The sequence below is a fragment of the Brenneria izadpanahii genome, assembly GCF_017569925.1.
In the GTDB taxonomy this organism is placed as follows: domain Bacteria; phylum Pseudomonadota; class Gammaproteobacteria; order Enterobacterales; family Enterobacteriaceae; genus Brenneria; species Brenneria izadpanahii.
This window is the reverse complement of the sequence record NZ_CP050854.1, coordinates 552,094-563,527: the sequence shown is the minus strand read 5'-3', so window position 1 is coordinate 563,527 and position 11,434 is coordinate 552,094. Positions and strand designations below refer to the sequence as shown.

Genomic DNA, 11,434 nt, shown 5'->3' with positions numbered 1-11,434 from the left:
ATAGTAAGCATCATAAAAAGGATAAAAAGTGGAAGTCTACTCATCATTCCCTAACTCACTGAACTTCCGTCGCTCAAACATCCATACTTCATCAATATACAAGCGATATGCACTACTATTTGATCGGATAATTTTTAATAGGCACGGCTGTCCTATTGGTGAAGGTAATTTATTTTCTAACCTGCATCAATACACATCAATTATTTCATGCGAAGATGAAGATTTCAAAGAGAGACTGAAACTATCTACAAATAAAAAATTTAAAGAGTTATTTATCGATTTATGGGATGTTGTTGAAGATCCTGAAAATACGCATAGAGAAGCGCAAGATTATGTTTCAGAATTTCATAGCGATGGAATTTTAAAATTTTCTTGGGGAAGGAATCTCATCGATGAAGAAATAGGGATTCATAATCATAATAAAGAATATAAAGCAGCAGCAATAGTCGGTGAAGATATAAGTTCTGATCTTGGTTTCAATTTTTTATTAAAAAGTCGCTATAAAAATTTTCATATAAATTTTGCACCAGTAGTTGCACAGGCTGTTGGTTCCGCTCAACAAACAGCTGAAATTGGTGAGTTATTTACAACCGAACTGGTCGTTCCAAAATTTGATGAATTAAGTTGGGATCAAGTTCTAGAACTAAGGGAAGACAAAAATATACAAGCATTTAGACGTAAATTTTTCTCGATAGAGAATCGAGAAAAATCTATAGATAAAATCCTTTATTCTGACTTAGAGTCAACACTATGGGATTTAGCTACGCAAATTAAACCGAGCATAGGGAAAAGTACTTTTGAAGCTGTGGTCAGCAATTTACCATTCCCAACAGTATTAAACCCTTTCGGTTTATACTATGGAATCAAATCGGTTATTCAAAACTATAAAAACAAAAACTCTCACTCATGGATATATTTCATTCAATCTATGAAAACATAAAGCTATTAATCCCCCACTATCAGGAAAGTCTGATACAGAAGACGTTTTCGGACAGTTCATATATTAAATTTAAATTAAAAAGAAGTGAGGTATAAAAAAGTAAAAAAATAGCTCAAATAAAAAATGATTGGACTGGACATCTAATATCCTATCTATTGGATATATTCAGGAGATATAGTGTCCACTTCGCGCATAATCCTACAAGGTTCTCCTTGTGGATGACGTAATGCCAGAAGCGAATATTTCTTTTATTTTATTTTCTTTTCTTTTCTTTTCTTTTCTTTTAACTATAATTTAATAAAAATATAGATAAATTGACCTACTCCCCATTGATTAACACACTGCGGTATCAGTATTGTTTTCAACATCGTTTATTAAGAGGACTATTCCCATATTAATAACTACTACTCTGTGAACAGCATTGCAAAAAGCGTTTGGTCACGAAAAACCGGAGATATCTTGCTCAAGCTCTTTGACAAAGGAGGAAACCTTATACTTAAATATTCTAGTCACTGCGGCATTAGTTAGCTTACTAGCCTCTTCTTTTCCAATCCATAAAGAGATTGATCTTGCCCAGCAACGGTGGACACAGCCTTAAGCGAGGTTTCTTTCCTCAAATTGCACCGGGCTTAGCCCGCCGTTGGCACTATGCCGTCGGTGCCGATTGTAGTCTATCTCGATATACTCGAATACCGCCGATTTCATCTCCTCCCGCGTGTTGAACCTCTCACCGTGGATTAGCTCCACTTTCAGACTGTGGAAGAAGCTTTCCGCACAAGCGTTATCGTAGCAACAGCCCTTCGCGCTCATACTGCATATCAGTTCATTGTCTTTGATAACACTCTGATAATCATGGGAACAATACTGGCTCCCTCTGTCAGAGTGAACTATCACGCCGCGCGGCATCTTTCGCCGCCACAGCGCCATTTTCAGCGTATTGCACGCCAGCTCCGCCGTCATTCGTTCCGACATCGACCAACCCACCACCCGACGCGAATACAGGTCGATAACCACCGCCAGGTACAGCCAGCCTTCCTCTGTCCACAGGTAGGTGATATCCCCAACGTACTTCTGGTCCGGCCCCGTAGCACTGAAGTCCTGTTGCAACAGGTTCAACGCCACCGGCAGGTTATGCCGGCTGTTTGTCGTGGCTTTGAACTTGCGCGCCGCTCTGGCCCGTAATCCCTGACGTCGCAGACTGGCCGCCACCGTTTTACGGTTCCAGCCATGACCGGCTTCACGCAACTCCTGCGTCAGGCGGGGCGCGCCATAGCGCTGTTTGGCCTGTATAAAAGCTTGCGCCACCCGCTCATCACACTGCTGGCGGCGCATCTGCCGCGGTGAGGGGGATTGCCGGCGCTTCAGCCAGGCATACCAGCCGCTGCGCGAGACACGCAGTACCCTGGCCAGACTTTTCACTGAGAACGCCGCCTGATGCTGTTGTATAAAACCGTACTTCACTTCAGGCGTTTGGCGAAGTAGGTGGCCGCCTTTTGGAGGATAGCCAGCTCCTCATCCCGCTCGGCGAGTTGACGTTTAAGGCGGGCATTTTCCGTGGCCAGTTGCTGCTCACGCTCAGAGGTGGAGCCCTGCTGACGTTGTTTACTGCGCCAGGCGTAGAGTTGAGAGTCGTGCAGGCCGAGTTCCCGGGCGGCTTTGGCGACGCCGATGCGCTCAGCCAGCGCCAGCGCCTGCTGGCGAAACTCCGGGGTATATTGATTACGGGATGTCTTCTTCACAGATTTTGCTTGCGTCATGGTTCACCTTGTTAACGATTTTACTCGCTTAACAGCGTGTCCACCATTCGTGGGTAGGATCAAGATAATCTCTCTCTGCTGTTCAATTGCTAACGCATCAAAGTTAGGAATATACCTATGAGAGTCTTTATCTCCACGATGCCACTCATAGAATGTTTTGATTAAAGACTTTGGTCTGATATCTTTCTCTAACCCGAAGCGTTTAGTCAGCTTTCTTATGGTATGATTAACCGATCTGAGTTGAACCGTATTCGATACTTGGGAAAAATAAGCTACCCACCCCATACGTTTCCCATCGAAAATACAACCAGTAATTCTCAAATTTAATTTCCATTGACAATATGCTATGGCTCGTTGTTTGTCTTTCTTACTTTTAGCTTTAGCTAATGCATATTGATAGGCAGTAAATATTTTTGCAAGTGAAGATTCAAAGCGAAGTATGCTATCTCTCTTGATTCCAACCCCTTGGTCACTCACCTCATAGCCTAAAAAATTAAAAGGCTCACACAATAATCCTACTTTTGACTTTGATTCAGCCTTACTTATTGGGTGAGGGGAAAGACCAATATCTTCCAATTTCTTCACAATAGCATTAGCGATTTCGGTAGCTCGACCAGACGGAGTAAGTATAAGGATATCATCAACATATCGCTTATACCAAATATCTGTCATAAGGCTGATTTCTGCATCAACCTTTTGCAACGCAATTTCTGCCAAAACATTTGAAATAGATAGACCTTGAGGTACTCCAGTGCTATTTTTAATCACACCTTTACATCCTTTTGTCTCACTCACTGTAGGCGTTGAAATAGCGCTGTAGATTAACTCTCTGAACTCAGGCTTTCTAATTTTATTTTTTATAGAATGTTCAATCAGCTCATGAGGAATCGAAGGGTAGAAATCCTTAAGATCAATTTTAGCATATTCAGAATATTCTCCAGAGCTAATAGAATCTTTAAGCGACTCTATCACCACCTGAGGAAGCGAAAGCTTTGCATTTGGGAAAACATCGATCAGTGCGTCACAAAGTGCTCGAAGCGTGATTCTGTCTCTTACAGTTGGAATCGAAATCTGTCGGGGAAATGAATGCGCTCCTTTAGAAATCAACTTTTCCTTATATGCAGTGAACTTATAGTTACCGCCAGCCACTTTCCTTACTATCACTGCTATTTCATACGTGCTGTTTTTTTCAAAACCACTTGGTCGCACCCGGTCGATGCCAATTGCGCCTGATTCTTTAATTTTATCAAAATAAATTTTCTTTAAGTTTTTAGAGGTAAAACACCTTTTAAAGCTACGCGCTGCACTACTCATAGAAGCACCACGCTATGATAAAAGGTGCCAAATATGAAAAAACTAATACAATGTATTTTACAGTGAGAGAACCATAGACTTGTACGTACTCAATCCTTTCCGGCTTTCGCGACGACAACTGTGAAGAGTTTCTCACCCGAAAAATTTTGTCATCCATATCATTATGGTTTTCGACCTCATTTAGCAGATCATCATATTTTATAATATCTTCTTCCGTTACTACCTCTCTGGAATTTATTACATTATAAAGATGTTGCAATGCCAAATAATTCTTACGCATATTCATTGCCCGGCCACGAAAATCTCTGTTTGCAATAGATAGTGACACACCAAGCAATGCAATTGACAAAACCGCACCAAAAATATCTGTATCCCTACCCAATAAAATCGGGTAACGAATTGCAACTACAGCCAAAGCCGCCCCTAAAACAGCGTACCATACGAGAAGAAATTGGGAGTGCGTAGACTGGCCCCAGTGCGTGTCCATCCACTCTAACCGATGATGTGCCTGAATCCGTGCCTTATAGGTAAACCACACCTTGTCTAGCATGAACATCTCCATATCAAAACGGGGAAAGAGAGACAGGGAAAATTGGAAACTATTGAACATCCCTAAGGATCAGTGAGCTGAAGCTCAACAGCTTATGCTGTTATTTATCAGAGCCACCCTTACCATAAAGTAAGAGGAAGAACCTGTCTCTCTCCTATAACTTATAACACTGATGAACAATATAAATCAAATTAACATCAAATAGTTAAGCAGCTATTTATTCAAATTATTCTAATAAAGATTAGAATGGAATCGCTTTTCGGTGCACTAAAAATCTACCGCAGAGTGCAGCTTAAGTGGCGCTCCTCGCTCTTAGCCGACTGTCAGATTTAACCGCACCTTGCTACTGTTATGTCTGTCTGAGAAAGCATCATGCTCAAATCAAGATTTACACCAAATAATCACTGTTCTTTCGTCACCCTCGACATTATCAGATAACGTTGTACCCGACCTTGCATTTAGCGTTTATTCGATCTGCGCCAACATCAAGCCGTCACTGCCGCCGCAGTGACGGCTTGATGCAACGCAGCAACAATATGGGCTGGCGCAACGCCCTATTCATTGCTGTCTGCGTGACGATGCTCCGGCATACTGCCCCTGCAACAACCTTCCGGCGGGTCTGAACACCGGAAACATGGCACAGCGTATATGCTGCGCTGGCCGTACCCATCCGGCCATCCCAAAGGCATTGGCTCCTGCGAGTGTCTGTCCGCTCAGGATGGAGCCATCCAGACGCTTCCGGCTCATTCCCGGCGTCGCCCCTTAATCGGGTTGAGCCTTCTTTCTCTCAGGGTATTACTGGCCCAATTTAATCAATGTCTCTTATCCGTAGCGGGCCGCAGGCCCGCATTTTCTTTTCATCCATCTGCAACAAAGGAGGTTTTATCACGTTTTTCAGGCAATACCCTCCGCCCGGCTTTCCAGCAGGAAACAAGGCGGATGCCTCAATCTGAGGCAACAGACGTTCTGAGCGTCTGGCCCCTGCCCTTCGGGGATCTTGTCGCAGTGAATGCGGCGAGTTGGCAATTACACTAACCCGATTTCCTCTCAGAACAAGCGAATTAACTGTAGCAAAAAGACCGACAAAGAGGAGGCTGATTTGGATGACCTGACATGGACGCTGAACCAGCTTTGCCGACGCAACCGGGACGGCAGCCATACCACGCAGGCTGACAGAAAACGGTCTCTGACGCTGATGGCCCGCCAGTTACGTGAGGCCGGTTTCCGCCAGATGCGCGCTACCTCGCTTAAAGGTAAGCATATCAACACTCTGCTGACGCGCTGGCAATCAGAGGATTTGTCCGCCGGCACCCTAAAGAACCGGCTGGCGCATCTACGCTGGTGGGCGGAGAAGATTGGCAAACCGGGCCTGCTGCCCGCAGACAACGACCAGTTGGGCATTCCCAAACGGCGCTATGTCACCAATCAGAATAAAGCCCAAACGCTGAACGACCGGCTCGACCGTATCCGCGACCCGCAGGTAAAAATGAGCTTGCGTTTGCAGGCTGCCTTTGGACTACGCCGCAAAGAGTGTTTGCTGTTCCAGCCCCGCTATGCCGACCGGGGCGACCATATCGCATTGAAAGGCACATGGACCAAAGGCGGCAAAGCACGTACCGTCCCCATCACCATGCCGGAACAACGGGCCGTTCTGGATGAAGCCCACGCGCTGGCGGGAGCCGGTTCGCTAATCCCGGCGCAGAAAACCTATATCCAGCAACGGCATCTGTATGACGGCCAGTGCAAAAACGCCGGACTCAGCGGCATGCACGGTTTACGCCATCGTTACGCCCAGATGCGCTATGAAATCCTGACCGGCTGGCTGGCACCCGCCGCCGGTGGCCCCGGCTATACGCAGGAACAACAAACCATCGACCGTGAAGCGCGGCAAATCATTAGTCGGGAGCTGGGGCATGAAAGATTACAGATCGTGTCGCTCTATCTTGGACGATAAAAAGGGTTTTCGGGATCAAAAAGGCAGGAAATGGCCGAAGGGAATAGATATTAAGGGGCAACGGACCTGCCAGAAAAAGGGAAAAGGCACTCTGCCCTATTTCACGGTATCCCAGTCGCGGCTGCCAGCAGACGACGTCATAAACAGCCATCAAGCCCCTTCAGGTTTTCAATCCTGCTGCCCTTCCCCACCCTGACCACGGCTGACGCCCTGATAGCGGGAAGGCCAGATCTCTTCCGGTTGTTTGTTCAACGCTTCGGCAATTAAGCGCTCGCCCTTCGGCCAGTGTCGCGTCAGCGCATTTGCTAATGTAGATGACGCTAATCCCGCCTCTCTGGAGATCGCCGCCAGCGTTGTGCCACGTTTTCTTAAGCCAGCGATAATATCCGCCGGATGCCAGTCATTACCGTCCATTCCCCTCTCCCCCATGATTTTATCCGCCATGTTCAGCATCTCTAAACAACTACGATGTTAAGTAATGCTAAACACTAAGTCAATAGCTTATCTAGGGTGTTGATCATGCTTCCCGGACGTCTTAAATCCGCACGGTTAAACGCGCATCTTACTCAGGAAAAACTGGGTACGCTGGCAGGTATTGAAGAGGAAACCGCGCGGTCACGCGTCTCGCAGTATGAAAATGGGATACATCGCCCGACATTCGAAATGATGTGCGCCTTTGCGAAGGTGCTACATGTGCCGGAGGGTTATTTCTACACCCTGGATGATAAATTTGCGGCCATGCTGCTCGACCTTTATCGCCAATATAAAGCGCATTCCCTCTGACCGTTCTCTTTTCGCAAGCGACCCTGTTCAGGGACTCTAAGCAACTCGCCTGTAAAGCAATGCTAAACATGACGTCAATATTGATTATTGATGGTGCCACTATGTTACCTGCTCGCCTTAAAGCTGCCCGCCTGCGCGCCCAAATGACGCAGGAAAAACTGGGGGTACTCGCTGGGATTGAAGAAGCCACCGCGCGGTCGCGTGTCTCCCAGTATGAAAGCGGCACACATCGCCCGACATTTGAGACGATGTGCGCCTTTGCCCGCGTTCTTAACGTCCCCGAAAGCTATTTTTATACCCTTGACGACGACTTTGCAGACATCATCCTGAAACTATATGACGGTGAAATCGTTCAGTGGACAAAGGGATAACCCGCTCATTGCAAAATAAACTCACGTAAAAACAGTATGCCCTCGCCGGGCAACATCCGACCGTCTGCCATGGCTTTCAGCGTGTTTTCAAGTACGCTGTTTTTTGCAACGCCATAATTAACCTCAGCGGTTCCGTTCGTCGCCCAGCGATCCAGCCTATCCGCCCACTCCTGCATCATGCGCCGCCGCTGTTCCACATACTGCGCATGATTGTAGGCCGCGCTGACTTTGTTGGGGTCGGCGTGGGAAAGCTGCGCCTCAATCCATATTTTGGGATAGCCGATTTCGTTAAGCGCCGTCGAGATGGTGGCGCGAATACCGTGACCGGTTAGTTGTTCCGCATACCCCATACGGCGCAGAGCGCCATTAAGCGTATTTTCACTGATGCGTTTCTTTAAATCGCTACGGTGGGTCAGCAGATATTTTTGAGCCGGTTTCATCTGCGCCAGCAGATGATGCACAATGTCGAGCGCCTGAGCGGGTAACGGCACAACGTATGGCGGAATAGCCTGAGCACGCTTGCCGTGCCTGCGCATAGCATTCTGCAACTGCTTTATATTCTCCGGCGGGATGATCCATAGCTCACGCTTCAGATCGAACTGATCCGGCGTTGCCAGCCGCAGTTCTCCGGTGCGAACCCCGGTCAATAACAACAGCCGGATGCCAAGCTGCGTTTGCATATCGCCTGCGTAGTTGCTCAGCTTCCGGAGCAATGACGGCAGCTCGTGGATAGCGAGATAGGGATTATGCCTGACTGTTGGCTTAGAGACCGCCACCACGTCCAGATCCGACGCCGGGTTAGTTTCCAGCCCTTCGATTTTCACCAGCGCAAAGCGAAACAGCTGGTTAAACCACGTACGCACTTTTTCCGCGATGGTCAGCGCCTTGCGCCGTTCAATACGGGCAATCACCTCCAGCAGGTCAGAGCGACGGATCTCAAAGATCGAACGCTCGCCCAGAATGGGCAGCACATCTTTAGAAAAAATACGCTGGATTTGCGACAGGGTACTTTGTCGCCCTTCTCTGAGTTCGAGTCTGCGGTGGTCAAGCCAAAGGGAATAGACGGCTTTGAAGCTGTGTCCGGCGGCCAGACGCGCGGCCTGGCGCTTTTGTTTGCGAACAGTGCAGGGGTTGATGCCTTTAGCCAACAGCTCGCGAGCTTCATCTCGCAATGCGCGCGCTTTGCGTAAGCCGATTGCAGGATAACGGCCCAGAGAGAGGCGCTTCTGTTTACCCAGCCAGTAATAGCGGAAATGCCATGACTTACCGCCCACCGGCGAAACAACCAGACCGAGGCCATCGCAATCAGGAAGATAACAGGTTTTACCGTTGGCTTTAACCTGCCGGATAATCAAATCGGAAAGTGCCATGCTGATAGCTCCCAAGTTGAGACTCAGGCTCTATGCTTGTCATTGCCTTTATTTGATCCCAGCAACAATCCGCAACGCGTTGCCACCCTGTTTTTTTGGCCTCAATTCTGGCCTTAAAAAGGCTGGCCGTGGGTGGTTTTCAATGGATTGCTTTGGAAACAAAAAAAGAGCTTTTCGCTCTTTTTTCATAGACCTACAGACATCAGTAAACATCTATAGAAAAGAAATTGGAGCGGGAAACGAGACTCGAACTCGCGACCCCGACCTTGGCAAGGTCGTGCTCTACCAACTGAGCTATTCCCGCCCGGGATTGACGACCGCGCAGAGACGAAATTCTGCATCGGTACGGGGTGCGCATTATACGAGAAATCTTTTCGACCGCAAGCCCCAAAAAATGAAAAAACGTCCGACTGCCGATAAAAAGAGCAACACGACGGTAAAACGTTCATTCATGGCCTGAAGAATGATGTGCGGGTTTCCCTTCCCGTTAACACGCCAGCTTCAGCCCGTTAGGTCTATAGCTGGATAAAATGCTCGCGGTAATAAGCCAGTTCCGCCAGCGATTCACGGATATCATCCATGGCCTGGTGCGTGCCCTGTTTTTTAAAACCGGCCAGAATCTCTGGCTTCCAGCGGCGGGCCAGTTCCTTCAGCGTACTGACATCCAGGTAGCGGTAATGGAAGTAGGCCTCCAGTTCCGGCATATAGCGGAACAGAAAACGGCGATCCTGGCCGATGCTATTGCCGCAAATAGGCGACTTTCCCGCAGGCACCCACTCTTTTAGGAACGCCAGTGTTTGCTGCTCAGCCGCGCGTTCATCAATCTTGCTGGCTTTCACCCGGTCAATCAATCCGCTGGCGCCGTGGGTACGAACGTTCCAGTCATCCATCAGCGCCAGTTGGCTATCCGGCTGGTGGACCGCCAAAACCGGCCCTTCCGCCAATACATTTAAATTAGCGTCTGTCACCAGCGTTGCAATTTCAATAATACGATCCCGTTCAGGATCCAATCCCGTCATTTCAAGATCGATCCAGATTAGGTTATTTTCATCTACCATCGTGGGTATCCCTGTTTAGCATTATGCGATTACCTGACTGTCGACGCCGAGCGTGCGTCACCCCGAATACCCGACTGGTGGGCATCAGTTAATTAAAATCAAATAGGGTGTATTATAGTCGCTCCCGTCGCCATGAGCGATAATCATGCGGTTAAGTGAGGTTCAGTGAGCAAAAAGAAACTGTCAAAAGGTCAACAACGCCGAGTTAGCGCAAATCACCAGCGCCGTCTTAAGCATGAGGATAATAAAAGTAAAGTCGAATGGGAAGATAGCCAGCTGGGCGACGCTCAGGAGGGCATTATTATCAGCAGGTTTGGCATGCACGCCGATGTGGAATCCGCCGATGGCGTCCTGCATCGCTGCAACATTCGCCGCACCATCAAGTCCCTGGTTACCGGCGATCGCGTTGTCTGGCGGGCAGGCAACGAAGCGCTGGCGGGCATCAGCGGTATCGTTGAAGCGGTTCACCCGCGCCGCTCGGTGCTGACTCGTCCCGACTTTTATGACGGTGTAAAACCGATCGCCGCCAATATCGATCAGATCGTTATTGTTTCCGCCATTCTTCCTGAACTCTCACTGAATATCATCGATCGCTATTTGGTCGCCTGCGAAACGCTGGAAGTCGAGCCGTTGATCGTCCTTAACAAGATCGATCTGCTGGATGAAGAAGCCCGCCAGTTCGTTGATGGTCTGATGGATATTTACCGCGCGCTCAACTATCCGGTGATTATGGTCTCAAGCCATACGCAGCAGGGTATCGCCGAACTGGAACAGGCGCTGACCGGACGCATCAGTATCTTTGCCGGGCAATCAGGGGTGGGGAAATCCAGCCTGCTCAATGCGCTGCTGGCGCTGGGGGAAGAAGGCATTCTGGTCAATGAGGTCTCGGATAATTCGGGACTGGGGCAACATACCACAACGGCGGCCCGGCTTTATCATTTCCCCCATGGCGGGGACGTTATTGATTCGCCTGGGGTTCGTGAATTCGGGCTCTGGCATCTGGAGCCGGAGCAGATCACCCGCGGTTTTGTCGAATTCCGCGAATATATGGGCAGTTGCAAATTCCGGGACTGTAGCCATGACAACGATCCGGGCTGCGCCATCCGCGCGGCGGTTGAGCGCGGTGAGATTGCCGAAGAGCGTTTTGACAACTATCACCGGATCCTGGAAAGCATGGCTCAGGTAAAAACGCGTAAAACCTTTTCCGATACGGATAACTGACATTTATCTTATCCATCGCTACAATGCGCACCCTTGTATGGCGGGCCGCCCTAGCCGCCACCGTTGGGCGACTACAGGCGGTATTTAACATCGCTCCCGGAAACTCTTTCAATAGC

The 11,434-nt window shown here is 48.5% G+C and carries 11 protein-coding genes and 1 tRNA gene; 5 read left to right on the top strand and 7 right to left on the bottom strand.

Going from position 1 to position 11,434, the window contains the following annotated elements; all coding sequences use genetic code 11:
* Positions 1–28: 28 nt before the first annotated feature.
* A complete protein-coding gene (locus HC231_RS02635) occupies positions 29–940 on the top strand; it encodes a hypothetical protein (protein ID WP_208229598.1) in 912 nt (303 codons plus the stop codon).
* A 594-nt stretch (positions 941–1,534) separates the two neighbouring features.
* Here the strand turns inward: HC231_RS02635 and HC231_RS02630 are convergent.
* The 3 genes from HC231_RS02630 to HC231_RS02620 all read right to left on the bottom strand — a co-directional run bounded on the left by HC231_RS02630 (position 1,535) and on the right by HC231_RS02620 (position 4,561).
* A protein-coding gene (locus HC231_RS02630) for an IS3 family transposase (protein WP_208228314.1) occupies positions 1,535–2,697 on the bottom strand; the annotation gives its coding sequence in 2 pieces (ribosomal slippage) (positions 1,535–2,439 and positions 2,439–2,697; 1,164 coding nt in all).
* A 3-nt stretch (positions 2,698–2,700) separates the two neighbouring features.
* Positions 2,701–4,011 (bottom strand): reverse transcriptase domain-containing protein, encoded by a 1,311-nt coding sequence (locus HC231_RS02625; RefSeq protein ID WP_208229597.1) that lies wholly within the window; start codon positions 4,009–4,011, stop codon positions 2,701–2,703.
* Positions 4,004–4,561 (bottom strand): SLATT domain-containing protein, encoded by a 558-nt coding sequence (locus HC231_RS02620; RefSeq protein ID WP_208229596.1) that lies wholly within the window; start codon positions 4,559–4,561, stop codon positions 4,004–4,006. Before HC231_RS02620 ends, HC231_RS02625 begins: the two co-directional genes overlap by 8 nt.
* Positions 4,562–5,660: 1,099 nt before the next feature.
* Between HC231_RS02620 and HC231_RS02615 the strand changes: the two genes are divergently transcribed.
* Complete coding sequence (locus tag HC231_RS02615) at positions 5,661–6,515, top strand: phage integrase N-terminal domain-containing protein (protein ID WP_208229595.1); 855 nt, start codon at positions 5,661–5,663, stop codon at positions 6,513–6,515.
* 168 nt (positions 6,516–6,683) lie between these two features.
* On the opposite strand, the gene HC231_RS02610 is transcribed toward HC231_RS02615, so the two are convergent.
* Entirely contained in the window at positions 6,684–6,929 is a 246-nt protein-coding gene (locus HC231_RS02610) for a helix-turn-helix domain-containing protein (RefSeq protein ID WP_208231197.1), read from the bottom strand.
* 105 nt (positions 6,930–7,034) lie between these two features.
* Between HC231_RS02610 and HC231_RS02605 the strand changes: the two genes are divergently transcribed.
* Together HC231_RS02605 and HC231_RS02600 are read left to right on the top strand one after the other, a co-directional pair.
* A complete protein-coding gene (locus HC231_RS02605; protein ID WP_048637299.1) occupies positions 7,035–7,298 on the top strand; it encodes a helix-turn-helix domain-containing protein in 264 nt (87 codons plus the stop codon).
* 101 nt (positions 7,299–7,399) lie between these two features.
* Positions 7,400–7,669: a helix-turn-helix domain-containing protein gene (locus HC231_RS02600; RefSeq protein ID WP_121555904.1), complete on the top strand. Its 270-nt coding sequence runs from the start codon at positions 7,400–7,402 to the stop codon at positions 7,667–7,669.
* Between the two features lie 5 nt (positions 7,670–7,674).
* Here the strand turns inward: HC231_RS02600 and HC231_RS02595 are convergent, their stop codons facing one another.
* The 3 genes from HC231_RS02595 to orn form a co-directional block, all read right to left on the bottom strand.
* Complete coding sequence (locus tag HC231_RS02595; RefSeq protein WP_208229594.1) at positions 7,675–9,039, bottom strand: tyrosine-type recombinase/integrase; 1,365 nt, start codon at positions 9,037–9,039, stop codon at positions 7,675–7,677.
* A 228-nt stretch (positions 9,040–9,267) separates the two neighbouring features.
* Positions 9,268–9,343, bottom strand: a tRNA-Gly gene (locus tag HC231_RS02590).
* 211 nt (positions 9,344–9,554) lie between these two features.
* Positions 9,555–10,097, bottom strand: a complete 543-nt coding sequence (gene orn, locus HC231_RS02585) for an oligoribonuclease (RefSeq protein ID WP_208229593.1) — start codon at positions 10,095–10,097, stop codon at positions 9,555–9,557.
* Between the two features lie 165 nt (positions 10,098–10,262).
* Here orn and rsgA point away from each other — a divergent pair, with 165 nt between their 5' ends.
* On the top strand, positions 10,263–11,318 hold the full coding sequence (gene rsgA, locus HC231_RS02580) for a small ribosomal subunit biogenesis GTPase RsgA (RefSeq protein ID WP_208229592.1): 1,056 nt from the start codon (positions 10,263–10,265) through the stop codon (positions 11,316–11,318).
* Positions 11,319–11,434 lie beyond the last annotated feature (116 nt).

Bases quoted from the DNA above. Each gene is read 5' to 3' on its own strand.
- HC231_RS02625 (WP_208229597.1), bottom strand. From the start codon at position 4,011: ATGAGTAGTGCAGCGCGTAGCTTTAAAAGGTGTTTTACCTCTAAAAAC.
- HC231_RS02620 (WP_208229596.1), bottom strand. From the start codon at position 4,561: ATGCTAGACAAGGTGTGGTTTACCTATAAGGCACGGATTCAGGCACAT.
- HC231_RS02610 (WP_208231197.1), bottom strand. From the start codon at position 6,929: ATGGACGGTAATGACTGGCATCCGGCGGATATTATCGCTGGCTTAAGA.
- HC231_RS02605 (WP_048637299.1), top strand. From the start codon at position 7,035: ATGCTTCCCGGACGTCTTAAATCCGCACGGTTAAACGCGCATCTTACT.
- HC231_RS02600 (WP_121555904.1), top strand. From the start codon at position 7,400: ATGTTACCTGCTCGCCTTAAAGCTGCCCGCCTGCGCGCCCAAATGACG.
- HC231_RS02595 (WP_208229594.1), bottom strand. From the start codon at position 9,039: ATGGCACTTTCCGATTTGATTATCCGGCAGGTTAAAGCCAACGGTAAA.
- orn (WP_208229593.1), bottom strand. From the start codon at position 10,097: ATGGTAGATGAAAATAACCTAATCTGGATCGATCTTGAAATGACGGGA.